22 protein-coding genes are annotated in these 23,029 nt (G+C 58.2%); 6 read left to right on the plus strand and 16 right to left on the minus strand.

Features of this window, described 5'->3' with window-relative positions:
* Positions 1–75: 75 nt before the first annotated feature.
* Together AC1M2H_RS23280 and yjjY are read right to left on the minus strand one after the other, a co-directional pair.
* Positions 76–762: a tRNA/rRNA methyltransferase gene (locus AC1M2H_RS23280; RefSeq protein WP_480149239.1), complete on the minus strand. Its 687-nt coding sequence runs from the start codon at positions 760–762 to the stop codon at positions 76–78.
* Positions 763–1,159: 397 nt separating this feature from the next.
* On the minus strand, positions 1,160–1,300 hold the full coding sequence (yjjY, locus tag AC1M2H_RS23285; protein WP_049268126.1) for a YjjY family protein: 141 nt from the start codon (positions 1,298–1,300) through the stop codon (positions 1,160–1,162).
* A gap of 95 nt (positions 1,301–1,395) precedes the next feature.
* Here yjjY and arcA point away from each other — a divergent pair, with 95 nt between their 5' ends.
* On the plus strand, positions 1,396–2,112 hold the full coding sequence (arcA, locus tag AC1M2H_RS23290) for a two-component system response regulator ArcA (protein WP_045860047.1): 717 nt from the start codon (positions 1,396–1,398) through the stop codon (positions 2,110–2,112).
* 51 nt (positions 2,113–2,163) lie between these two features.
* On the opposite strand, the gene creD is transcribed toward arcA, so the two are convergent.
* From creD to creA, 4 genes are read right to left on the minus strand one after another with little or no spacing between them, the layout of a single operon-like run.
* A complete protein-coding gene (gene creD, locus AC1M2H_RS23295; protein ID WP_480149240.1) occupies positions 2,164–3,522 on the minus strand; it encodes a cell envelope integrity protein CreD in 1,359 nt (452 codons plus the stop codon).
* A gap of 57 nt (positions 3,523–3,579) precedes the next feature.
* The gene (creC, locus tag AC1M2H_RS23300; protein WP_480149241.1) at positions 3,580–5,004 is read right to left on the minus strand and encodes a two-component system sensor histidine kinase CreC; all 1,425 of its coding nucleotides are present in this window, start codon (positions 5,002–5,004) and stop codon (positions 3,580–3,582) included.
* A complete protein-coding gene (gene creB, locus AC1M2H_RS23305; RefSeq protein WP_480149242.1) occupies positions 5,004–5,693 on the minus strand; it encodes a two-component system response regulator CreB in 690 nt (229 codons plus the stop codon). Before creB ends, creC begins: the two co-directional genes overlap by 1 nt.
* Positions 5,694–5,705: 12 nt before the next feature.
* Positions 5,706–6,179, minus strand: a complete 474-nt coding sequence (creA, locus tag AC1M2H_RS23310; protein WP_480149243.1) for a protein CreA — start codon at positions 6,177–6,179, stop codon at positions 5,706–5,708.
* 209 nt (positions 6,180–6,388) lie between these two features.
* Between creA and robA the strand changes: the two genes are divergently transcribed.
* Complete coding sequence (gene robA, locus AC1M2H_RS23315; protein WP_480149244.1) at positions 6,389–7,258, plus strand: MDR efflux pump AcrAB transcriptional activator RobA; 870 nt, start codon at positions 6,389–6,391, stop codon at positions 7,256–7,258.
* Here robA and gpmB read toward each other — a convergent pair.
* Entirely contained in the window at positions 7,255–7,902 is a 648-nt protein-coding gene (gene gpmB / locus AC1M2H_RS23320) for a 2,3-diphosphoglycerate-dependent phosphoglycerate mutase GpmB (protein ID WP_480149245.1), read from the minus strand. The genes robA and gpmB overlap by 4 nt on opposite strands.
* 113 nt (positions 7,903–8,015) lie before the next feature.
* Here gpmB and yjjX point away from each other — a divergent pair, with 113 nt between their 5' ends.
* Complete coding sequence (gene yjjX / locus AC1M2H_RS23325; RefSeq protein ID WP_480149246.1) at positions 8,016–8,531, plus strand: inosine/xanthosine triphosphatase; 516 nt, start codon at positions 8,016–8,018, stop codon at positions 8,529–8,531.
* On the opposite strand, the gene trpR is transcribed toward yjjX, so the two are convergent.
* Both trpR and sltY read right to left on the minus strand, forming a co-directional pair.
* On the minus strand, positions 8,518–8,850 hold the full coding sequence (gene trpR, locus AC1M2H_RS23330; RefSeq protein ID WP_095103919.1) for a trp operon repressor: 333 nt from the start codon (positions 8,848–8,850) through the stop codon (positions 8,518–8,520). The two genes, yjjX and trpR, sit on opposite strands and share 14 nt — an antisense overlap.
* A 138-nt stretch (positions 8,851–8,988) precedes the next feature.
* Positions 8,989–10,926 carry a murein transglycosylase gene (sltY, locus tag AC1M2H_RS23335; protein WP_480149247.1) on the minus strand — a complete coding sequence of 646 codons (1,938 nt, stop codon included), beginning with the start codon at positions 10,924–10,926 and terminating at the stop codon, positions 8,989–8,991.
* A gap of 269 nt (positions 10,927–11,195) precedes the next feature.
* Here sltY and ettA point away from each other — a divergent pair, with 269 nt between their 5' ends.
* Positions 11,196–12,863, plus strand: coding sequence for an energy-dependent translational throttle protein EttA (gene ettA / locus AC1M2H_RS23340; protein ID WP_426813150.1), 1,668 nt, complete (start codon positions 11,196–11,198; stop codon positions 12,861–12,863).
* Positions 12,864–12,944: 81 nt separating this feature from the next.
* Here ettA and nadR read toward each other — a convergent pair whose 3' ends face one another.
* The 3 genes from nadR to serB all read right to left on the minus strand — a co-directional run bounded on the left by nadR (position 12,945) and on the right by serB (position 16,656).
* A complete protein-coding gene (nadR, locus tag AC1M2H_RS23345; protein ID WP_480149248.1) occupies positions 12,945–14,177 on the minus strand; it encodes a multifunctional transcriptional regulator/nicotinamide-nucleotide adenylyltransferase/ribosylnicotinamide kinase NadR in 1,233 nt (410 codons plus the stop codon).
* A 115-nt stretch (positions 14,178–14,292) separates the two neighbouring features.
* Entirely contained in the window at positions 14,293–15,675 is a 1,383-nt protein-coding gene (radA, locus tag AC1M2H_RS23350; protein ID WP_480149249.1) for a DNA repair protein RadA, read from the minus strand.
* A gap of 9 nt (positions 15,676–15,684) precedes the next feature.
* Entirely contained in the window at positions 15,685–16,656 is a 972-nt protein-coding gene (serB, locus tag AC1M2H_RS23355) for a phosphoserine phosphatase (RefSeq protein WP_159237545.1), read from the minus strand.
* 103 nt (positions 16,657–16,759) lie between these two features.
* Here serB and AC1M2H_RS23360 point away from each other — a divergent pair, with 103 nt between their 5' ends.
* The gene (locus AC1M2H_RS23360) at positions 16,760–17,395 is read left to right on the plus strand and encodes a YtjB family periplasmic protein (RefSeq protein WP_480149250.1); all 636 of its coding nucleotides are present in this window, start codon (positions 16,760–16,762) and stop codon (positions 17,393–17,395) included.
* Positions 17,396–17,406: 11 nt separating this feature from the next.
* Positions 17,407–18,444: a lipoate--protein ligase gene (gene lplA / locus AC1M2H_RS23365; protein WP_480149251.1), complete on the plus strand. Its 1,038-nt coding sequence runs from the start codon at positions 17,407–17,409 to the stop codon at positions 18,442–18,444.
* A gap of 85 nt (positions 18,445–18,529) precedes the next feature.
* On the opposite strand, the gene deoD is transcribed toward lplA, so the two are convergent.
* The 4 genes from deoD to deoC all read right to left on the minus strand — a co-directional run bounded on the left by deoD (position 18,530) and on the right by deoC (position 22,840).
* Entirely contained in the window at positions 18,530–19,249 is a 720-nt protein-coding gene (gene deoD / locus AC1M2H_RS23370) for a purine-nucleoside phosphorylase (RefSeq protein WP_004857662.1), read from the minus strand.
* 57 nt (positions 19,250–19,306) lie between these two features.
* Entirely contained in the window at positions 19,307–20,530 is a 1,224-nt protein-coding gene (gene deoB, locus AC1M2H_RS23375; protein ID WP_480149252.1) for a phosphopentomutase, read from the minus strand.
* A 52-nt stretch (positions 20,531–20,582) separates the two neighbouring features.
* Positions 20,583–21,905, minus strand: a complete 1,323-nt coding sequence (gene deoA, locus AC1M2H_RS23380; RefSeq protein WP_480149254.1) for a thymidine phosphorylase — start codon at positions 21,903–21,905, stop codon at positions 20,583–20,585.
* Between the two features lie 155 nt (positions 21,906–22,060).
* A complete protein-coding gene (deoC, locus tag AC1M2H_RS23385) occupies positions 22,061–22,840 on the minus strand; it encodes a deoxyribose-phosphate aldolase (protein ID WP_480149255.1) in 780 nt (259 codons plus the stop codon).
* Positions 22,841–23,029: the final 189 nt, after the last annotated feature.

The raw sequence follows: 23,029 nt of genomic DNA on the forward strand, positions 1-23,029 counted from the left end.
TCATTCATCCCTGTTCGCACAGTCGCGCGACTTCAATCAGCAGAAAAGACTATACCCAAAACTTATGACAGAACTTTAATCTGGAAGGTTTTTTTCAATATCGTGCAGCAGGCGATGGAGCATTGCCGTATCGCGCTGCTGCAAAAGCCCGATCCGCTGCTGTAGCCAATCGGTGAGCTTTACGTCTTCCGCAACGCCGAGGCGGGTCAATAGATCGAGGGTTCGCAAACGCAGCGCCTGCAGCTGGTTTTCATCGACGCTCGCGCAAACGGCGGACGCCTGCTGAACCAGGGAGGTTAGCTGATAGCAGTAGACCATCACCGACTGGCCGAGGTTGAGCGACGGGTAGTCGGCAACCATCGGCACGCCGGTCAACACGTCGGCAAGGGCCAGCTCGTCGTTGGTCAGGCCGGAATCTTCCCGGCCAAACACCAGCGCCGCGTGGTTCATCCACTGCGCCTTCTCCTCCATCAGCGGCAGGAGCTGCTGCGGGGTGGCGTAGTAATGGAAACGCGCCCGGCTACGGGCCGTGGTGGCGACCGTAAAATCAACATCGTGCAGCGCCTGCTCCAGGGTTGAATAAGTGCTTATATTATCGAGAATATCTCCGGAACCATGGGCGACCCAGCGCGCCGCAGGCTGCAAATGGGTATCGCTTTCAACGATCCGCATATCGCTAAAACCCATCGTTTTCATCGCTCGCGCGGCCGCGCCAACGTTCTCTGCCCGAGCCGGGGATACCAATACAATAGATACGCGCATTGTGCTTCTCTTCTACTCTCTCAGGGGGCGAAAATGAAAGTTATCCCTCATTTTACGCAGCGAAAATTTACAAATTTGCAACAAGTATCACTAAAATTGCGTTCGATCACCCTTAAAAAAAACTAAACTATTTCCAACCAGCCGCGACACGAGGTATGTTAATAGAACGCTTTTATCCATATGTTTGCCAATGAAATTTCCCACCGGATACCGTTTCAGGCGTTGGATTCAGCATATTTATCAGTTTCTCCACGCAACCATTTGAGCTGTGTAATGTTTGTGACTATAAATAGCATTTTAATACGATGATTTCACAAGACTGTTAACGTGCTACAATTGAACTTGATATATGTCAACGAAGCGTAGTTTTATTGGGTGTTCAGCCTCTCTTAGCCTGTTATATTGCTGTTAAAATGGTTAGGATGACAGCCGTTTTTGACACCGTCGGGTCCAGAGGGAAAGTACCCACGACCAAGCTAATAATGTTGTTGACGTTGATGGAAAGTGCATCAAGAACGCAATTACGTACTTTAGTCATGTTACGCCGGACATGTTAATTTGCGACATGTACCAGGCAGGTCAGGGACTTTGGTACTTCCTGTTTCGATTTAGTTGGCAATTTAGGTAGCAAACATGCAGACCCCGCACATTCTTATCGTTGAAGACGAGTTGGTAACACGCAACACGTTAAAAAGTATTTTCGAAGCAGAAGGTTATGATGTGTTCGAAGCGACCGATGGCGCGGAAATGCATCAGATCCTGTCTGAAAATGATATCAACCTGGTAATCATGGATATTAACCTGCCGGGTAAAAATGGTCTCCTGCTGGCGCGTGAACTGCGCGAACAGGCGGACGTCGCGCTGATGTTCCTTACCGGCCGCGATAATGAAGTTGATAAGATTTTGGGCCTTGAAATTGGCGCAGATGACTATATCACCAAGCCATTCAACCCCCGTGAACTGACTATCCGCGCGCGCAACCTGCTCTCCCGTACCATGAATCTGGGTACCGTAAGCGAAGAACGCCGCAGCGTAGAAAGCTACAGGTTCAACGGCTGGGAACTGGATATCAATAGCCGTTCTCTGGTCAGCCCGAACGGTGAGCAGTACAAGCTGCCGCGCAGTGAATTCCGCGCAATGCTGCACTTCTGCGAAAACCCGGGCAAAATCCAGTCACGCGCTGAACTGCTGAAGAAAATGACCGGCCGTGAGCTTAAGCCGCACGACCGTACCGTAGACGTGACCATCCGTCGCATTCGTAAGCACTTTGAATCTACTCCGGATACGCCGGAAATCATCGCTACCATTCACGGTGAAGGTTACCGCTTCTGTGGCGATCTGCAGGAATAATTAACTTTTCCCGCAGCAACAACGTAAAACGGCGCCCAGGGCGCCGTTTTTTTATTTCCAGATTCTGAACGTATCGTCACCCCCGCCGTCAGGCTGCTCCGCTTTTTTTGGCTTCTGAGACGATAGCGCATACCAGTCAACGTGGCGGGTCAGCAGCATCAGCGCGCTTAACGCCAGCAGCAGTACGCCGGTCCCGAGCAGCAGCGCGCTATCTTCCGAACGCAGCAGCATCCACATAACGCTATCCAGCAATAATAGCGCGCAGACGAAGAGCAGGCTGTTGCGCCAGCCTTTCAGCACGGCGTGCAGATACACGGCGTTGATCAGCGCCCCGATCGCGCTGGCGGCAATCCATGATGGCGTAAAGCCAATATGTTCCGAGAGCGCCAGCAATACCAGGTAGAACATCACCAGCGACAGGCCAACCAGCAGATACTGCAGAGGATGCAGGCGGTACATCGTTAGGCTTTCGAAAACAAAGAAAGCCATAAAAGTCAGCGCAATCAAAAGAATGGCATATTTAGTCGCCCTATCGGTCAACTGATATTGATCGGCGGGCGTGGTGACGTTTACGCTGAAAGCCGGCAGTTGACTCCACTCAACCTCACGATCGTCAACAAAGAACTTCGCCATATTGTTAGCAAACCAGCTGCTTTGCCAGCGGGCGCTATAGCCCGAAGCGCTGACCTCGCGGCTAACGGGAAGAAAATCGCCAAGAAAACCGGGATGCGCCCAGTTGCTTGCCAGCTGCAACTCGCTATTGCGCCCAACGGGCACCACCGAAAAGCTTCCCGTTCCGTTCAGGTTGAGGGTGAACGCAAGGTCCAGCGTTTTCTGCTGCGCCGACAGCGGCGGCAGCGGCATATGAATCCCCTCTCCGCTGCCGCTAAGGCCCAGCCCGGGCTCCACGGGCAGCGTCTCGCCGTCTATCTCCGGCGCTTCAATAGCGCCAATTCCGCGCGCATCGCTAACGCCGACCACCACAAAGGGTCTACCCAGCGTAATATTATCTTTTTTGAGTTCAGCCAGCCGGGAGGTATCAAACTGCGCCCTGATCCCGAGCGTATTGTGCCAGATTTGCCCCTCATAAATGCCTATCTGCCGGGACTCCACGTTCTGCTTTCCGCTTATCGCCAGCGATTCCGGTAGCCAGTAGTGCACCCATGTCTGCTGATACTCGACCTCTTTTTTATCCTCAAGACGGGTCAACGTCTCGGTGACGGGGATGGCGATTAGCGGCTCGGTCAGCTTTTGCGCACCGCTGGTGCTGCTCTCCAGCGCATCCACAACGTCGCTACGATAGTCCGCCCGCTCGACGATTAGCTGCCGGACCATCATCAGGGGGATAGATAACAACATAATGCACCCCAGCAGGGTGCCCATTTTCCAGAATAGCGGTGATTTCAACATAGCGTCCTCCTCGGTGAAGCGCTCACCTTAGCCGGGCTATGTGGGGAAAGTTTGAAGCTATGTGAAGGGACGGTGAAGTATCAGCACCGCGCGGACGCCGCCTTCCGGGCGATTGCTCAGCTGAATATCCCCCTGATGCAGCCGCGCCACCTCGCGGACGAAAGCCAGCCCCAGGCCGCTGCTTTTATGGCCGTTATCGCGCGGGAGCGAATAGAAACGTTCAAAAACGCGTCCGAGCGCATAATCCGGGATGCCGCTGCCGCTATCGCTGATGGTCAGCGCCACGCCCGCTTCCTGCTGCTCCGCGCTCATGACGATCTCCCCTGCCGCGGGGGTAAAATCTATAGCATTATCCAACAGATTGCCCAGAGCCTGCGCCAGCAGCTCGCCGTCGCCCTCAGCCGTCACGCCGCTCTCCTGCCAGCGCAATCTGATTTGCCTCACCGCCAGCACCGCCTCGCGCTCCTCGGCTAGCTGACGGAAAAGGCTATCAATCGCCAGCGGCTGGAGGGCGATCTCCAGCCGGTTCTCCAGCCTCGCCTGGCGCAGCAGCTTTTCTACCAGCGACTGCATGCGCGCATTCTGCGTAAGAATATTGTCGGTGAAACGCGCGGCGACCTCCGGCGGCGGCCCTTCGCGCAGGATCTCCGCGGCGCCTCGAATGGCCGCCAGCGGGCTTTTCAGCTCATGCGTCAAGGCGTGAACGTAGTTTTCAATCGTGTTTTTCCCTTCCAGCTTGACGCGCATGCTTTCCAGCGCCAGCGCCAGCTTGCGCAGCTCGCTACTGCCGACGTCGGGCAGCGGAAGCGGACGGTCGGCGGCGACCGAATCGGCGTAGCGCACCAGCTTGCCGATCGAGAAATTAATCCACCAGACCATCAGCGAGCCGATCAGCAGCGCGATCCCCAGCAGCGCCCCGCCGGCCCAGAGTATTCTCCGCTCGCTGCGCTGAATCACCGGCGCCATCGCCTGGTTGGGTTTACTGACGCTAAGCACCCCGATAATTCGGCCGCCATCGGTAACCGGCGCGGCAACGTACATCACCGAACTGTCCGCGTCGTTGGGATCGGCCAGGGTGCTGCGCGCGCCGTACTCACCGCGCAGGGTCAGCCAGACGTCATTCCAGCGAGAATAATCCTGCCCCACCGCTTCTCCCGCGGAATCGAAAACCACCTTGCCCTTCGCATCCGTCAGGTAGACGCGATACTCGTTGCGCGTTTTGCTGATACCCGCGATATTCGCCTCAATCGGTCGCTGGTGCAGCGCCTGAAACGCCTGGGCCAGGCGCCCCTGCTGCGGCTGAGCGGAAAGTAGATCCTGGCGCGCCAGCTCCGCCAGCAGCGTGGCGGTATCAATCAGCGTACCTTCCGTCGCCCGGCGCACTCCGGGCTTGATCTCCTGGACGAAAATGAACAGCACGAACCATGCCGCAATCGCGACAATCAGAAAATAGCCCAGCAGCAGCCGCATGCCGATGCGCATCAGGCGCCTCCCAGGCTATATCCCATGCCGCGATGTGTATTAACCGGTGAGAGATGGGGGTTTACCTCGCGCAGCTTGGCGCGCAGGGTTTTGATATGGGTATCGACGGTGCGGTCGAAGCTTTCATGCGCATCTCCCCACACCCTATCCATCAGCTGCTGGCGGGAAAAGACCCGCCCGGGCGAGTGCAGGAGCGTTTTTAGCAGCAGGAATTCATAGCGCGTCAGGGATAGCGGCTGGCCGCACCATGTGACCCGCGCCGCGGCCTCGTCGAGCAAAAATTCGCCGACCCGCAGCACCGCGGAAGGGGCCGCAAACTTTTGCACCCGCCGCAGAACGGTGCGCACTCTGGCGCAAACCTCGCGCGGCGAAAAGGGCTTCGCGATGTAGTCGTCGGCGCCTATTTCAAGACCCAGCAGCTTATCCACCTCTTCGCTACGGGCGGTGAGGAACAGAACCGGCAGCGTCGGATAGCGGCCCAGCAGCTGACGACACAGCTCAAAACCGCTGATGTCGGGCAGGCCCACGTCCAGAATGGCCAGGTCCGGCATCTGCTGGCGGGCGGCGTCGAGCGCGGGCAGACCGCGCTCAAAAACGCTCACCACAAAGCCTTCCTGCTGGAGCATGTAGACCAGCGCGTCGGCGATACTCTGCTCATCCTCCACCAACCAGATCCGCGGCTGTTGCATCGTCGTTCCCTGTTATTTATTCCACGGCATGATCGGCACGGCGCTGAGCGCATTCTTCGGCGATCCGTCGACGACCTTATCGGAATAGCTCATGTAGATCAGGGCGTTACGTTTGCTGTCATAAAAACGGACGACCTGCAGCTTTTTAAACACCAGCGAGGTGCGTTTCTGGAACACCACTTCGCCCTGCGACTTGCCGTTTTTGATTTTATCGGTCACTTCAATCGGCCCGACCTGCTGGCAGGAGATCGCCGCGTCAGAGGTATCTTCCGCCAGCCCCAGACCGCCCTTAATGCCGCCGGTTTTCGCCCGGCTGATATAGCAGGTCACGTTCTGCACGTCCGGATCGTCGAAGGCTTCAACGACGATCTTATGGTCCGGGCCAAAGAATTTGAAAACGGTATCCACCGAGCCAATCTGCTCCGCCTGAGCCGCCTGGCAGCCGGCCAGTAAGAGCAGTCCGATCATTAACTTCTTGTATTTCATATTGTTACCATTTTTTAGATTTTCCCCGAGCGATGATTATTGGCTCAATGGAAAAGGTTTATAGATCACAGCTTTACAAAAATAGCAGGAGTGTTCGCTGACACATCGCATTTAAAGGCAAAAAAAACACTGAATGCTAAAACATCAAAAAATGCTATTATCCGCTACCTTAAGTAGCAGGCACCTAAGTTTAAGGATGAGGACATTTTATGGATCAAGCAGGGATTATTCGCGATCTCCTTAGCTGGCTGGAAGGTCACCTGGATCAACCGCTGTCGTTGGACAATGTGGCAGCGAAGGCCGGTTATTCCAAGTGGCATTTGCAAAGAATGTTCAAAGACGTGACCGGCCATGCTATAGGTGCCTATATCCGCGCGCGCCGTTTATCAAAATCGGCGGTGGCGCTGCGCCTGACCGCGCGCCCAATCCTCGACATCGCGCTGCAGTATCGCTTTGACTCTCAGCAGACGTTTACCCGGGCGTTTAAAAAACAGTTCTCTCTGACCCCTGCGCTCTACCGCCGCACCCCTGACTGGAGCGCTTACGGTATCCGTCCTCCGCTGCGCCTTGGCGAATTCACCATGCCGCAGCACGAGTTTATCACCCTGCGCAATACGCCGCTGATTGGCGTGACCCAGAGCTATACCTGTAAGCTGGAGGAGATCTCTGACTTCCGTAACCAGATGCGCGTGCAGTTCTGGCGGGATTTCCTCGGCAATTCGCCGTCGATTCCACCCACCCTCTACGGCCTGCATGAACCGCGCCCAAGCCTTGAGAAAGATGACGAGCAGGAGGTCTTCTATACCACCGCCGTGACGCCTGAGATGGCCAGCGGTCACCTGCACAATTCGCATCCGATCGTCCTGGAAGGCGGTGAGTATGTGATGTTCACCTATGAAGGATTGGGGAGCGGGCTGCAGGAGTTTATCCTGACGGTGTACGGTACCTGCATGCCGATGCTGAACCTCACCCGCCGCAAGGGCCTGGATATCGAACGCTTCTTCCCTCAGGATGAAAACCGGGATCAGGATACGCCGATTCAGCTACGCTGCGAGTATCTGATCCCGATCCGCCGCTAGCGCTGCAGTTCGTCCATCGCGGGGGCATCAAGATGCGAAATATCCCCCGCGGTCTCCACCACCCAGCCTGAAGCCAGCCACGGGCTTTGCTGATAATCAACGCGTGAAATCGAACAGTTGCGCAGACGCAGCCGACGTTCGGCGTGCGCGGGCAGGCCAAGAATCGTACTCACCAGACAGCCCAACGCCATCCCGTGACTCACCAGCAGCGGCCGGCTCCCTTCAGGCAGCTCCAGACAGGCGGTCAGGGCCGCGTGCATACGCTGGCTAAGCTCCTGCATCGACTCGCCTTGCGGAATACGTCCGTCCGGGGTGCCGTTAACCAGCCGACGACGCCAGCTCTCCTCCTCCTCGCTCAGCGAATCAATATGGCGTTTCTCAAGAACCCCCATATCCAGCTCGCGCAGGCGTGAGTCGAGGACAACGCTACAGCCGCAGGCTTCCGCGATAATTTCTGCCGTTCGGCGCGTACGTCCTAAATCGCTGGCAATAATATGCGTAATGTTCAGCGTCTTGGCGCGTTCGCCAACCTGCCAGGCCTGACGCTCACCGTGGGCGGTTAGCGGACTGTCGGACTGGCCCTGAATACGTCGCTCGGCGTTCCACTGCGTTTCACCGTGGCGAACAAGGTGTACCTGTAACATGCTTTTTATCCGTTCTGTGCTCTTCATAATTTCAGCTAGCGGGCCGGCGGCCTGCAGCGAAAACGATTTGGAGTATACTGCGATGACGTTAATTTATTCTGAGTTGTTTGATTATGCACCATGTTGTCTCAGCTACCACTAATCCCGCCAAAATTCAGGCAATTCTGCAGGCTTTTAACGAGATCTTCGGCGAAGGATCCTGCCACATTGAGTCCGTCTCCGTCGAGAGCGGCGTGCCGGAACAGCCGTTTGGCAGCGCCGAAACGCGCGCTGGCGCACGAAATCGGGTCGCGAATGCGCGGGCCGCGCGCCCGAATGCCGATTTCTGGGTCGCCATTGAGGCCGGAATAGATGACGGCAGCACGTTTAGCTGGGTGGTTATCGAAAATAGCCTACAGCGCGGCGAAGCGCGCTCGGCCACCCTGCCGCTACCGGCGGTCATTCTCGAGCAGGTCCGCGCCGGCGCGGCCCTCGGGCCGGTGATGTCACAGCACACCGGCATCGATGAAATTGGCCGTAAAGAGGGGGCTATCGGCATTTTTACCGCCGGTAAGCTGACGCGCAGCAGCGTGTATCATCAGGCGGTGGTGCTGGCTCTTAGCCCGTTTCATAACGCTATTTATCGTTAACGTTCAGCAGCGCCTGCTCCAGCCACTGGCGCAGCTCGGCGGGCGCCGATTTCAGGCTATTCGAGCCGCGGGTAATGGTGGCAATCCCGGCGCCGAGCTCGCTTTTCAGCTCGCGCTGGCTCATCTCCCCGCGCAAAAGCTCTTCGATAATCCGCACCCGGGTGCCCAGCGCTTCGCGCTCGTCGGGCGTCAGCATCAGCTGCAGCAGCGGCAGGTGCAGATCGTCGGCGTACGCCTGCTGAAGTAAGGCCACGAAGCGAAGCCACTCCTGATGACGTTGTTCGGCCACCGCCGCAGAATAAGGGGATTGTTGGGTCATGTTGCGCCGCCATGTTAAGGCCGACGGTTCGAACCGCCGGGCGTATGTACTCATTAACGAGTACAAAGCATAGCATACTCCGGTCAATACTCTATCGATTTCGGGCGGCATAGCAAAATGCTATGCCGCCCGCCGGCGCTAGTAACGCTGCCGCCACTCCGCATCGCTGAGCATCCCCGCTTTCTCGCCCATGAAGTAGCGATAGTAAGCGTCATAGGAGAGCACGTTCTTCACGTAGCCGCGCGTTTCCGAGAACGGAATGCTCTCGATAAACGCCACCGCGTCGATCCGCCCGGCGCTATTGCTCCGCCAGGTGCGCACCCGTCCAGGCCCGGCGTTGTAGGCGGCGGAAGCGTAAATGCGGTTATTGCCGAACTGCTGATAAACGTACTGCAGATAGCTGGTGCCAATATTGATATTGGTTTCCGGATCCAGCAGCTGCGACGGGCCGCCGTAGCCGGCAATATTAAACATCCCGACCGTATGGGTCGCAGTGCCCGGCATAATCTGCATCAGGCCGCTGGCGCCAACCGGCGAGCGGACCTTCGGGTTCCAGGCGCTCTCCTGACGGGCGATCGCCATGGCGTAGCTTTGCGTAATATCTTTGCCGCTGATGTAACGGGAGAAAAGATCGTTCCAGGCCAGCGGGAAGCGCTCTTCCAGCTGATCCCACAGCTTCCCGGCGATCGTCGCCTGCACGCTAAGATCCCACCAGTGCTGGTTGAAGGCGTAGCGCGCCAGCTGCGCCTGCTGATCTTTGGTCCGGCTGGTCACCAGGTTGGCCCACTCGCTGCGCGCAGTGTTGTCCATATTCCAGTACATCAGCTCGCGTACCCTGGCCATTTCCGGCCCCGAAGTCAGCGCCGAATCGAGGGTAGCGGGCGCCTTGTCGATGCGGAAGGTGAACGCTTCCCCTAGCCGCTGGGCGGCAATCATCGGGTAGAAGCCGCGCTGCTGCATCAGCGAACGGAGAATCGCTTTCGCTTCATCGTCACGCCCGCGCTCCAGCAGCAAATCCGCCTGCCAGTAGCGCCACTCGTCTTTCTCTTTGGCCTCCATCGGCAGCCGAGCCAGCCAGGTATTCAGGCCGCGACGATCGCCGGTCCCCAGCGCCATGCGCACGCGGCGCTCCACCAGCGGCGTGGACTGCGAGCGCATAATGGCGTCATCGCGCCAGGCCGCCTGCTCGTCGGTAACGTCGGTGCCCATCAGGCGCCAGGCCACGATATCCCGCAGCGCCTGGGTTTGATCGTCATTGAGCTGCTGCGCCTGGACCAGTGAGGGGATCATCAGCCGGGCGTTTTCAACGTCCTGACGCGCCACGCTTTCAAAGGCCACCGCCGCCATCTGACGGGTGAAATCGGTGGCCCCGGTGGTGCGGGCAAAATTCATCACGCTATTCGGGTCGTTGGCCAGCGCCACAATCGCCGAAGAGATGGTCTGATACTCCGGCGGCATCTGCTGCGCCAGCGATCGCACGAGGCTGGTGTTGCCCGCCTTCATCGCCAGGCGGATGCGTTCGAGCCACGCCAGTGGGTCCTGCTGGCCGGAAGCGCGCCAGGCGCTGAACAGCGCATCGCACGCGTTGGGCTGGCTTTTACCGGTGAGCCACAGCGTTTTTGCGCCCTCCCAGGCCTCCTGCGCCTGGCCCACGCTCAGCTTCGCATAGTAATAGTTACACTGCGCCTCGGTGCCGGCCGGCTTGTCGGGACTAAACGCCAGCAGGCCTTGCCAGTCGCTGCGGCGGGCCAGCTCGTTGACGAAGCGCGATTTCAGGGAGCGGGCGGGCGGAAGCGTGGGGTTAGCCTCAATGAAATTTTTCACCACCAGCGCCGGCTGATTCATCAGGTCATCGGTTATCTGCCGGTACTGGAGATACGGATATAACGGATAGGTCGACAGCGTGGGCATCAGCGCATCGACGACCGCCATCTGCCGGTTATCCCACGCCTGCTTAATTTGGGCATAGCGGCTGCGCTGTTCATCCAGTGAATCCGCATGCGCCAGCTGGCTAAGCGTCAGCAGACTTACGCCGGCAGCCAGAAGGCGCCATGCCGTAGTTTTGGCCTTTTCCACAAGCTATTCCCCTATTTAAGTCCATCAGAGCAGCATCGTGCCGCTTTTAAAATATTCCGGTATCGCTTTAGATATGCTAACCAGACAACGCCAAACGCGCCACGTCCTGAACATTTTTTTACTCTTCTGTGAATCCCATCGCCTCTCTGGGATTAAAGCGCGAAAAAGGCTACACTTCGCCTTTGAAAACTATTCACTACCCTACTCAAAATCATTCTCGCTAATGCAGCCTGAAGGATGAAGAGTATATAAAAGAGGCGAAGTCCAACGTGGCTCAATTCGTTTATACCATGCATCGTGTCGGCAAAGTGGTTCCGCCGAAACGTCATATTTTGAAAAATATCTCCCTGAGCTTCTTCCCTGGGGCGAAGATCGGCGTTCTCGGCCTGAACGGCGCCGGTAAATCCACCCTGCTGCGCATTATGGCCGGTATCGATACCGATATCGAAGGCGAAGCCCGCCCGCAGCCGGGCCTGAAGATTGGCTACCTGCCGCAGGAACCGAAGCTTAACCCGGAGCAGACCGTTCGCGAGTCCGTGGAAGAAGCGGTTGCCGAAGTGGTTAACGCGCTGAAAGGCCTCGATGAGGTGTACGCGAAGTACGCCGAGCCGGATGCCGACTTCGATAAGCTCGCCGCCCAGCAGGGCAAGTTTGAGGAGATTATTCAGGCGCACGACGGCCATAACCTGAACGTGCAGCTCGAGCGCGCGGCCGACGCCCTGCGCCTGCCGGACTGGGATGCCAAAATCGCCAACCTCTCCGGCGGTGAGCGCCGCCGCGTGGCGCTGTGCCGCCTGCTGCTGGAAAAGCCGGACATGCTGCTGCTCGACGAACCGACCAACCACCTGGATGCCGAATCCGTGGCCTGGCTGGAACGCTTCCTGCACGACTTCGAAGGCACCGTTGTGGCCATTACCCACGACCGTTACTTCCTTGATAACGTCGCCGGCTGGATCCTCGAGCTCGACCGCGGCGAAGGCATTCCGTGGGAAGGCAACTACTCCTCCTGGCTGGAGCAAAAAGATCAGCGTCTGGCCCAGGAAGCCTCTCAGGAAGCGGCGCGCCGCAAGTCGATTGAGAAAGAGCTGGAGTGGGTCCGCCAGGGCGCCAAAGGCCGTCAGTCCAAGGGTAAAGCCCGTCTGGCGCGCTTCGAAGAGCTTAACAGCGTTGAGTACCAGAAGCGTAACGAAACCAACGAACTGTTTATTCCGCCTGGAGCCCGTCTGGGGGATAAGGTCGTTGAGGTTAGCAACCTGCGTAAATCCTACGGCGATCGCCTGCTGATTGACGACCTGAGCTTCTCGGTACCGAAAGGGGCCATCGTCGGGATTATCGGGCCAAACGGCGCGGGTAAATCCACCCTGTTCCGCATGATGTCCGGTCAGGAACAGCCTGATGCCGGTACTATCACCCTGGGCGAGACCGTCAAGCTGGCCTCCGTCGATCAGTTCCGTGACGCGATGGATAACAGCAAAACCGTGTGGGAAGAGGTCTCCGGCGGGCTGGATATCATGAAGATCGGCAACACCGAGATGCCGAGCCGCGCCTACGTTGGCCGCTTTAACTTCAAAGGCGTCGATCAGGGCAAACGCGTCGGCGAGCTGTCCGGCGGTGAGCGCGGTCGTCTGCACCTCGCCAAGCTGCTGCAGGTTGGCGGTAACGTGCTGCTGCTCGATGAACCAACCAACGACCTGGATATCGAAACCCTGCGCGCGTTAGAAAACGCCCTGCTGGAGTTCCCGGGCTGTGCGATGGTTATCTCGCACGACCGCTGGTTCCTTGACCGCGTCGCGACCCACATTCTGGATTACCAGGATGAGGGCAAGGTGGAGTTCTTCGAAGGTAACTTTACCGAATACGAAGAGTACAAGAAGCGTACCCTCGGCGCCGATGCGCTGGAGCCGAAGCGCATCAAGTACAAACGTATTGCCAAGTAATAAAAGCAGGTAATAAAAAACGGGTGGCCTGGGCCGCCCGTTTTTCTGCTCCACGCCTCTGCCACGGAGCCGGAGCGGTCGTTAGCCCGGCTCGCCCATCAGCTGTTTCACCAGCTCGACGCAGCGCAGAAAGCGCGTATCGTAGTCCGCCTCTTTCACGTGCACGAAGTCTATTTCGTTCTCTTTCAACAACGACACCAGCAGGGTCTGGAACTCCGTACGATCCACCGAGCTTCCCAGGCTGCGTAAACCGTCGGCCACCCACGGCGTATTGTTCTCCAGCAGGATAACCAGGTCGAAACGGTACTCGTCAATCAGCGCCTGGACGAAGGGATGCTCGCGGCCTTCATACTTCAGACAGAACGCCTGAGTACTGACGAAATCGGTATCGATAAACGCGACCTTGTTGGCATATTTAACAGCAAAATCAATGTACTGCGCGTGCCCAAGCGCAATTTTGTCATAGTCAGAATACTGCAGCGCCATCTCGTCGCCGCCCAGATGCGAGAAGACATAATCCCGGCCGTACTCCCAGGCGCTGGTGGTATTAAAGATATTGGACAGCTTATTGACCAGCGTCGATTTACCGCTCGACTCGCCGCCCAGAATCGCCACCGTACGCACGAAGAACGGCTTCACTTCGGTGGGAATATATTCCCAGTAGCGGAACGGGTTTTCGCGAATCTGCCCGCCGCTGATGCTCATAAAGGTGCGCTTCGGATCGATCAGAACCGTCTCGATCCCGAGGTGCTCCAGATACTGCGGCGCGTCGGACTCTTCTGAGGTATAGATCCAGTTCGGCTGAATGCCCTTCTCGTCCATAAAGGCGCGGATCCCGCGGCTCCAGACGTCCCAGCCGTGCGGATAAGGCTCCATCCCCTCTTCATTAAAGGCGTGAATGCGGATGTTTTTCTGATATTTGAACGTTTGCAGCAGCCAGCGCAGGCGGTCGGGCACCGTAGGCTGCTGCGACATGGCGCTCTCTTCAAACAGCTCGCGGTCGCGGGTATCGTCATAGCCCATGATGATATGCAGCTCATCGACCTGGCTGCAGGCGCGCTGGATCAAATAGATATGGCCGGTATGCAGCGGGTAAAACTTACCAAACACCACGCCGACGCTTTTCTGCCGACGCGGGAACTCAAGGCCGAGAAAGCGGTGCAGGGCTTCCAGCTTCTGCGCGCTCGGGCTCTTAATTTTCGCATTCAGCAGCTGGCTCAGATAGCCTTTGGTCATCCCGCTGGCTTCAGCCACCTGCTGCAGCGTGCAGCCTTTTTGCTTAATCGCGGTTTTGAGATAGTCGAACGATGACACAAGAGCCTCCTGCTTTAGCAATACTGAAAAAATATCCGCTGGGTTTCGGCCGGCAGGAAGGCGGCAAGCGAACGCCGCCAACATACCTGCCGCCGGAAAGACGACGGATATTTAATTATAAGTCGTCAAAAACGCTTAGCGCATCCGCAAGTTTTTTCACGCCAAAGATTTGCATCCCTTCCGGTACTTTTTTCGGCACGTTGGCCGCCGGGACGATGGCGCGACGGAACCCATGCTTGGCCGCCTCGGAGATGCGCTCCTGACCGCTGGGCACCGGGCGGATCTCACCGGACAGCCCCACTTCGCCAAACACTACCAGATCGTGCGGCAGCGGACGATCGCGCAGGCTTGAAACCATCGCCAGCAGCAGCGCGAGATCGGCGCTGGTTTCCGCCACCTTCACCCCGCCAACGACGTTGACGAAGACGTCCTGGTCGGCCATCTGCAGGCCGCCGTGACGGTGCAGCACCGCCAGCAGTATCGCCAGACGGTTCTGCTCCAGCCCCACGGCCACCCGGCGCGGATTGGACATCATCGAGTGATCGACCAGCGCCTGAATCTCCACCAGCAGCGGGCGGGTGCCTTCCCAGACCACCATCACCGAGCTGCCGGAGGTGACCTCATCGCCGCGGCTGAGGAAAATAGCCGAAGGGTTGCTGATTTCGCGCAGCCCCTGCTCGGTCATCGCGAAGACCCCCAGCTCATTCACCGCGCCGAAGCGGTTTTTATGGCTGCGCAGGGTGCGAAAGCGGGAATCGGCGTCGCCATCCAGCAGCACCGAGCAGTCAATACAGTGTTCGAGCACCTTCGGCCCGGCCAGCGAGCCGTCTTTGGTGACGTGACCCACCATGATAATCGCCACGTCACGGGTTTTGGCAAACCGCGTCAGATAAGCGGCGGTCTCACGCACCTGGGCCACGCTGCCCGGCGAGGACTGGACGTCGGCCATATGCATCACCTGGATCGAGTCGATCACCATCAGTTGCGGCTTCTCTTCGTCGGCGATCTGGCAGATTTGCTCAATGCTGGTTTCGGAGAGCATATTGAGATTGGCCGTCGGCAGCCCCAGACGACGCGCGCGCATCGCCACCTGCTGCAGCGACTCCTCTCCGGTGACGTACAGGGTTTTCATTCCTTCCGCCAGCCGGCACAGCGTCTGGAGCAACAGAGTCGATTTCCCCGCTCCCGGGCTGCCGCCAATCAGAATCGCGCTCCCTGGCACCACGCCGCCGCCAAGCACGCGGTCAAACTCTTTAAAGCCGGTGGAAAAGCGCGGCAGCGCCTCAAGGCTTATCTCCGACAGCTTTTGCACCTTCGACACGCCGGCATGACCGGCATAGCCCGTCAGGCGTTCGTTTCTCGCCACCTGCGGCGAAGCGGCAATACGCACCTCGGTGATGGTATTCCAGGCATGACAGGCGCTGCACTGCCCCTGCCAGCGGGGGTAATCCGCACCACATTCATTACAGACAAATGCGCGTTTTGGAGCTTTCGCCACGTTAACCTCTTACTTTTGATTCATGCTGCCCGAGAGAATACAGAATACCCCCATCAGGTCAGCGTGGCGGATCGTCACTTCCGCCAGCTCGTTCACTTTCGGTTTCGCATGATAGGCGATACCGAGGCCTGCGGCCTTGATCATCGGCAGATCGTTGGCGCCGTCGCCGATGGCCACGGTCTGCGCCGGCGGAATTTCATACTTTTCCGCCAGCTTGCGCAGCGTCGCGGCTTTGTATTTAGCATCGACGATATCACCAATCACGTTGCCGGTTAGCCTGCCGTCCATGATTTCCAGCTCGTTGGCGAACACGGCGTCAAGATGCAGCTTGTCGCGCAGGTATTCCGCAAAGAACGTGAAGCCGCCGGAGGCGATAGCCACCTTCCAGCCCAGCGCCTCCAGCTTCAGCACCAGCTGGGTCAGCCCCGGCATCAGCGGCAGCGCGTCACGCACCTGCAGCAAAATATTGGCATCGGCATCTTTCAGCGTCGCCACCCGCTGGCGCAGGCTGGCGGTAAAGTCCAGCTCGCCGCGCATCGCGCGTTCGGTCACTTCCGATACCAGCTCGCCGGTTCCCGCGAGCTTCGCAATTTCATCGATACACTCAATCTGAATGGCGGTGGAGTCCATATCCATCACCAGCAGCCCCGGCGAGCGCAGGTGCGGGATTTTGCCCAGCGGCGCGACGTCCAGCCCGGCTTCGTGGGCCAGCCGGGTCGCGCGCAGGGTCAGAGAGCCGGCCAGACGAATCACCTGATAGTCCTCAACGACCCAGGAGGCGACGATAACCAGCGCCGCGCCCAGCTCACGCTGCCAGTCGGTTAGACGACGCTTATCAAGGCCCCGGCCGTAGAGCAGCCAGCCGCTGCGTCCGGCATGATAATCCAGCGGCATGACCTCGTCACCGCTCAGCGAAAGCGGTAATCCAGGCCACAGGGAAACATCTTCGGGCAGATCGCACCAGGTCAAACTGTTTGGCATTACGGCTCCAGATCTCTTCATTCAGGCGAGGAAAATAACGCATGAGGCTACCTTGTAACCAGCGCTTCTGGCAACATTAAGCTGCAAATATTAAAGGTGGAATATGGTACGCGCAAAACTGAAATTCCGACTGCATCGCGCCGTCATCGTTCTGATCTGTCTGGCGCTTCTCGTTGCCCTGATGCAGGGCGCCTCGTGGTTCAGCCAGAACAGCCAAAAGCAGCGGAACCCGCAGCTGGAAGAGCTGGCCCGCACGCTTGCCCGGCAGGTTTCGCTAAATCTTGCGCCGATGATGCGCAGCGAAACGCCCGATGAGAAGCGCATCGGCCAGCTGCTGGAACAGCTGACCCAGCGCAGCCGCATTCTTGATGCCGGCGTCTATGACGACCAGGGCGACCTGGTAGCACGCTCCGGCGAAGGCGTCGACGTGCGCGACCGGCTGGCGCTGGACGGCAAAAAAGCCGGCGGCTACTTTAATCAGCAAATCGTCGAACCCATTGCGGGTAAAAACGGTCCGCTGGGCTATCTGCGCCTGACCCTCGATACCCACACCTTAGCCACCGAGGCGAAACAGGTGGATAATACCACCAACATTCTCCGCCTGATGCTGCTGCTGTCGCTGGCTATCGGCGTCGTGCTGACCCGTACCCTGCTGCAGGGCAAGCGTACCCGCTGGCAGCAATCGCCCTTCCTGCTCACCGCCAATAAGCCGGTACAGGACGAAGATAAAGATGAATAAGGAAATCGCCAATGTCGACGCTACGCCTGCTGCTCTCCGACTCTTATGACCCATGGTTCAACCTCGCGGTTGAGGAGTCTATTTTCCGCCAGATGCCGGCAACCCAGAGAGTCCTGTTCCTGTGGCGCAATGCCGATACGGTGGTGATTGGCCGGGCGCAAAACCCGTGGAAAGAGTGCAACACCCGGCGGATGGAGGAAGACAACGTGCGTCTGGCCCGCCGCAGCAGCGGCGGCGGCGCCGTTTTTCACGATCTGGGCAACACCTGCTTTACCTTTATGGCGGGCAAGCCCGAGTACGATAAAACCGTCTCCACGCGTATCGTCCTGCAGGCGCTCAACGCGCTGGGGGTCGTAGCGGAAGCATCCGGGCGCAACGATCTGGTGGTGAAAACCACCGAAGGCGACCGCAAGGTCTCCGGCTCCGCCTACCGTGAAACCCTGGATCGCGGTTTTCACCACGGCACGCTGCTGCTGAACGCCGATTTAAGCCGCCTCGCCAACTACCTCAATCCGGACCAAAAAAAGCTGCAGGCCAAGGGGATAACCTCGGTACGCGGCCGGGTGGCTAATCTGGTGGAGCTGCTGCCGGGGATCACCCACCGTCAGGTTTGCGCCGCCATTGAAGAGGCTTTTTTCAACTACTACGGCGAGCGGGTGGAAGCCGAAGTCATTTCCCCGGATAAAACGCCCGATCTGCCCAATTTTGCCGAAACCTTCGCCCGTCAGAGCAGCTGGGAGTGGAATTTTGGCCAGGCGCCGGCCTTCTCTCACCTGCTGGATGAGCGCTTTCGCTGGGGAGGCGTCGAGCTGCATTTCGACGTTGAGAAGGGGCATATCACCCGTACGCAGATGTTTACCGATAGCCTGAACCCGGCGCCGCTGGAGGCGCTGGCCGCGCGGCTGCAGGGCTGTGCGTATCGCGCCGAGGCGCTGCAGCAGCAGTGCGAAGCGCTGCAGCAGCAGTGCGAAGCGCTACGGGCCGATTTTCCTGAACAGGAGTCCGAGCTCAATGAGCTGTCCGCGTGGATAGCGGGCGCGGTGCGGTAATCTCGGGAGGCGGGTATCCGGCTGCGGCGTTCACGCCTTAGCCGGAAAAGACGACCCTCCCCGCATCGGGGGAGAGCCGCTCATCTTACTCTTTATCGCCCAGCAGAACGGATTCCAGCGCGATTTTGATCATATCGTTAAAGGTGGTCTGACGCTCGGCAGCGGTGGTCTGCTCGTGCGTACGGATATGGTCAGAGACGGTGCAGATGGTCAGCGCTTTCGCCCCGAACTCCGCCGCCACGCCGTAGATACCGGCCGCTTCCATTTCCACGCCCAGAATGCCGTATTTTTCCATCACGTCAAACATGGACGGATCCGGCGTATAGAACAGATCGGCGGAGAAGATGTTACCGACGCGCGCGTCAACGCCCAGCGCTTTCGCGGCATCAACGGCGTTGCGCACCATGCCAAAGTCGGCAATCGCGGCAAAGTCATGGTCTTTAAAACGCAGACGGTTCACTTTGGAATCGGTGCAGGCGCCCATACCGATAACCACGTCGCGCAGCTTCACGTCAGCGCGCACCGCGCCGCAGGAGCCGACGCGAATGATTTTCTTCACGCCGAAATCGGTGATCAGCTCTTTGGTGTAGATGGAGCAGGATGGGATACCCATACCGTGGCCCATAACGGAGATTTTGCGGCCTTTGTAGGTCCCGGTGAAGCCCAGCATGCCGCGCACGTTGTTCACTTCGCGCACGTCTTCAAGGAAGGTTTCCGCAATGTGCTTCGCGCGCAGCGGGTCGCCCGGCATCAGCACGACGTCAGCGAAATCACCCATCTCGGCGTTAATGTGTGGAGTTGCCATCGTTTTATCCTTTTATTTTTGTCTGCATAATGGGCGGGAAGTCCCCGCCCAAATCCATCAGAACATGGCTTTGCCATATTCCATATCAGAGGTACCGAAGTACTTAGCCAGAGTCTGACCGATATCCGCGAAGGTTTCGCGTTGGCCAAGCGAGCCGGGTTTAACCTTCGGACCGTAAACCAGCACCGGAATATGTTCCCGGGTATGGTCGGTGCCCTGCCAGCTTGGGTCACAGCCGTGGTCGGCGGTGAGGATCAGAATGTCATCTTCCCCGACCAGCTCCATCAGCTCAGGCAGGCGGCGGTCGAACAGCTCCAGGCCCGCGGCGTAGCCGGCGATATCGCGACGGTGGCCCCAGGAAGAGTCGAAATCGACGAAGTTGGTGAAGACAATGGTCTTATCGCCCGCTTCTTTCATCTCTTTGACGGTGGCGTCAAACAGCGCGTCAAGGCCGGTCGCCTTCACTTTTTTGGTGATCCCGCAGTTCGCGTAGATGTCGGCGATTTTACCCACCGATACCACGTGACCGTCTTTCTCATCCACCAGCTTCTGCAGCACGGTGGCGGCAGGCGGCTCAACGGCGAGGTCATGACGGTTGCCGGTACGCTGGAAGTTACCCGCCTTGTCGCCGATAAACGGACGCGCAATGACGCGGCCGATGTTGTAGCCGCCTTCGGTCAGCTCTTCGCGCGCGATTTCGCACAGCTCATACAGCTTATCGAGACCGTAGGTCTCTTCGTGACAGGCAATCTGGAACACCGAGTCAGCGGAGGTGTAGAAAATCGGCTTGCCGGTTTTCATATGCTCTTCGCCGAGCTGATCCAGAATGACGGTACCGGAAGAGTGGCAGTTGCCGAGGTAGCCCGGCAGATTTGCGCGCTTAACCAGTTTGTCCAGCAGCTCCTGCGGGAAGCTGTTTTCGTGTTCCGGGAAGTAGCCCCAGTCGAACAGCACCGGCACGCCGGCGATTTCCCAGTGGCCTGACGGCGTGTCTTTACCGGAAGAGAGTTCGTGTGCCCACGCATAGGCGCCGACAACTTCCGCATTGCCATCCATACCCGCCGCGATGGAACCCGTAGAACCTTCGTGCGCCTTTACCAGACCGAGACGGGTCAGGTTTGGTAAATTCAGCGGGCCTTGACGGCCGTTGTCGGCTTCCCCTTTGGCACAGGCTTGCGCAATGTGTCCCAGGGTGTCTGCGCCAACGTCGCCAAAGCGAGCGGCGTCTTCAGTCGCACCGATGCCGAAGGAGTCCAGCACCATAATAAATGCACGTTTCATATTGTTCTCCGTACCTTTTGCGCTGCAAAAAAGCGATCAGATCAGTATACCGCTATTCGGTAATGCGACGATAGACCGTCGGCGTTTCTTTCGCTGCGGTACCGTCCAGTTTAATTGCCGCTTTCACGGCTTTGGCGGCATCCTGCCAGCTGGATTCATCTTTCGCATGAATCACCGCCAGCGGCCGCTGCCCGTCTACGCTATCGCCCAGGCGGGCCATATCGGTAAAGCCGACGCTATAGTCAATCGGGTCGGATGCCTGGCGGCGACCGCCGCCCATCGACACCACCGCCATGCCCAGCGCCCGGGTGTCCATTGCACTAATAAAGCCTTCGCCATCAGCATAGACCGCTTTGCTCAACATCGCGGTCGGCAGATATTTATCATAGTTTTCAACGAAATCGTTCGGACCTTTCTGCGCAGCCACCATGCGGCCAAAGACCTCGGCCGCCTTACCGTTATCCAGCACCGACTGCAGTTTCGCCCGCGCGTCGGCCTCGTCCTGGGCCAGCCTGCCGGAGATCAGCATTTCGACGCACAGCGCCATCGTCACGTCAAACAGGCGCGGATTGCGGTATTCGCCGGTCAGGAACTGCACCGCTTCGCGAACCTCCACGGCGTTACCGGCGCTGGAAGCCAGTACCTGATTCATATCGGTCAACAGAGCGGTGGTACGCACGCCCGCGCCGTTGGAGACGCCAACGATCGCTTCGGCCAGCGCCGCAGAGAGTTCGTAGGTCGGCATAAAGGCGCCGCTGCCAACCTTCACGTCCATCACCAGCGCATCCAGGCCTTCAGCCAGCTTTTTCGCCAGAATAGAAGCGGTGATCAGCGGGATGGAATCCACCGTCGCGGTAATATCGCGGGTGGCGTAGAAACGTTTGTCGGCAGGCGCCAGCGAGCTGGTCTGTCCGATGATCGCCACGCCAACATCCTTAATGATGTCGCGAAAACGGCCGTCGTCCGGGAAAATATCGAAGCCCGGGATCGCTTCCAGCTTATCGAGCGTTCCGCCGGTATGGCCGAGACCGCGGCCAGAGATCATCGGCACGTAGCCGCCGCAGGCGGCGACCATCGGGCCAAGCATCAGCGACGTCACGTCGCCCACGCCGCCGGTGGAGTGCTTATCCACGATCGGGCCGTTTAGATTGAGGCTTTTCCAGTTCAGGACGGTTCCTGAATCCCGCATCGCCATGGTCAGCGAAACGCGTTCCGGCATAGTCATATCGTGGAAAAAAATGGTCATCGCCAGGGCGGCTATCTGCCCTTCGGAGACGGTATTATCGCGGATGCCGTTGATGAAAAAGCGAATTTCATCATCGCTCAGCGCGTGACCATCGCGTTTTTTACGAATAATTTCTTGTGCGAGAAACAAGGTAACCCCCTGAGAGATAAGGTTAAATACGACGGGCGGAGTTATCTGCGCCCGCGCTAAAATCCTGAAGCCCGGCCGCAGGTTGCGGCCCGGGGATCTCCCGGCGTCGGCGTTGTGGCGCCTCGTCCGGGATACGGCGATATCGCCGCAACGCCTTAGTAGCTGCTGGCGCTCTTGCCGTCGCCGTGGCCCAGCGCTTTCAGCAGGCTAGCCAGCAGGCTGGAAGCGCCAAAACGGTAGTGGCGCGAGTCGGCCCAGTCGGCGCCGAACAGCTCATCGGCAATGGCCAGGAACTGCTGTGCGTCTTCCGCGCTGCGTACGCCGCCCGCTGGTTTAAAGCCTACGGTTTCCTGTACGCCCATATCGCGGATCGTTTCCAGCATGATGCGCGCGCTTTCCGGCGTGGCGTTGACCGGCACTTTACCGGTAGAGGTTTTGATGAAATCCGCGCCCGCTTTGATGGAGATTTCGGAAGCTTTGCGGATCAGCGCCTCTTCTTTCAGCTCGCCGGTTTCGATGATCACCTTAAGCAGCACGTTAGCCGCCGCGCAGGCCTCTTTACAGGCTTTAACCAGGTCGAATCCAACCTGCTCGTTGCCGGCAATCAGCGCCCGGTACGGGAATACCACGTCAACTTCATCGGCGCCGTAGGCGATCGCGGCGCGGGTTTCCGCAAGGGCGATAGCGATATCGTCATTACCGTGCGGGAAGTTGGTCACCGTGGCGATATGGATATCCGGAGTGCCCTGCTCGTTCAAGGTCTTACGAGCAATCGGAATAAAGCGTGGATAGATACAGATAGCAGCCGTATTGCCTACCGGGGTTTTTGCCTGATGACACAGCGCAATCACCTTCTCATTGGTGTCGTCGTCATTCAGGGTAGTCAGATCCATCAGTTTCAATGCGCGCAGGCTGCTTGCAGATAAATCAGTCATTTCATACTCCAACGGCCTATTGCCGGTTGAATAGTTTGTCACCTTGCGAGTCTGTTACTATTGTAACATCACCTCGCCGCCACACTTCGACATCCATCACAGTTAATGAAAACTAATTACTAGATTGCACAACCATAATGAGATGCAAATCACACAAAATAGCCACACTCACCATCTCAGCGACAAGTT

This window comes from Klebsiella sp. F11, from assembly GCF_056712265.1.

What these genes read in the sequence shown, in the direction of transcription:
- AC1M2H_RS23360 (WP_480149250.1), top strand. Translation starts at nt 16,760, where the DNA reads ATGGTACGCGCAAAACTGAAATTCCGACTGCATCGCGCCGTCATCGTT.
- arcA (WP_045860047.1), top strand. Translation starts at nt 1,396, where the DNA reads ATGCAGACCCCGCACATTCTTATCGTTGAAGACGAGTTGGTAACACGC.
- creD (WP_480149240.1), bottom strand. Translation starts at nt 3,522, where the DNA reads ATGTTGAAATCACCGCTATTCTGGAAAATGGGCACCCTGCTGGGGTGC.
- deoB (WP_480149252.1), bottom strand. Translation starts at nt 20,530, where the DNA reads ATGAAACGTGCATTTATTATGGTGCTGGACTCCTTCGGCATCGGTGCG.
- robA (WP_480149244.1), top strand. Translation starts at nt 6,389, where the DNA reads ATGGATCAAGCAGGGATTATTCGCGATCTCCTTAGCTGGCTGGAAGGT.
- trpR (WP_095103919.1), bottom strand. Translation starts at nt 8,850, where the DNA reads ATGACCCAACAATCCCCTTATTCTGCGGCGGTGGCCGAACAACGTCAT.
- deoD (WP_004857662.1), bottom strand. Translation starts at nt 19,249, where the DNA reads ATGGCAACTCCACACATTAACGCCGAGATGGGTGATTTCGCTGACGTC.
- yjjX (WP_480149246.1), top strand. Translation starts at nt 8,016, where the DNA reads ATGCACCATGTTGTCTCAGCTACCACTAATCCCGCCAAAATTCAGGCA.
- creB (WP_480149242.1), bottom strand. Translation starts at nt 5,693, where the DNA reads ATGCAACAGCCGCGGATCTGGTTGGTGGAGGATGAGCAGAGTATCGCC.
- creA (WP_480149243.1), bottom strand. Translation starts at nt 6,179, where the DNA reads ATGAAATACAAGAAGTTAATGATCGGACTGCTCTTACTGGCCGGCTGC.
- serB (WP_159237545.1), bottom strand. Translation starts at nt 16,656, where the DNA reads ATGCCAAACAGTTTGACCTGGTGCGATCTGCCCGAAGATGTTTCCCTG.
- deoC (WP_480149255.1), bottom strand. Translation starts at nt 22,840, where the DNA reads ATGACTGATTTATCTGCAAGCAGCCTGCGCGCATTGAAACTGATGGAT.
- gpmB (WP_480149245.1), bottom strand. Translation starts at nt 7,902, where the DNA reads ATGTTACAGGTACACCTTGTTCGCCACGGTGAAACGCAGTGGAACGCC.
- yjjY (WP_049268126.1), bottom strand. Translation starts at nt 1,300, where the DNA reads ATGACTAAAGTACGTAATTGCGTTCTTGATGCACTTTCCATCAACGTC.
- lplA (WP_480149251.1), top strand. Translation starts at nt 17,407, where the DNA reads ATGTCGACGCTACGCCTGCTGCTCTCCGACTCTTATGACCCATGGTTC.
- creC (WP_480149241.1), bottom strand. Translation starts at nt 5,004, where the DNA reads ATGCGCATCGGCATGCGGCTGCTGCTGGGCTATTTTCTGATTGTCGCG.
- AC1M2H_RS23280 (WP_480149239.1), bottom strand. Translation starts at nt 762, where the DNA reads ATGCGCGTATCTATTGTATTGGTATCCCCGGCTCGGGCAGAGAACGTT.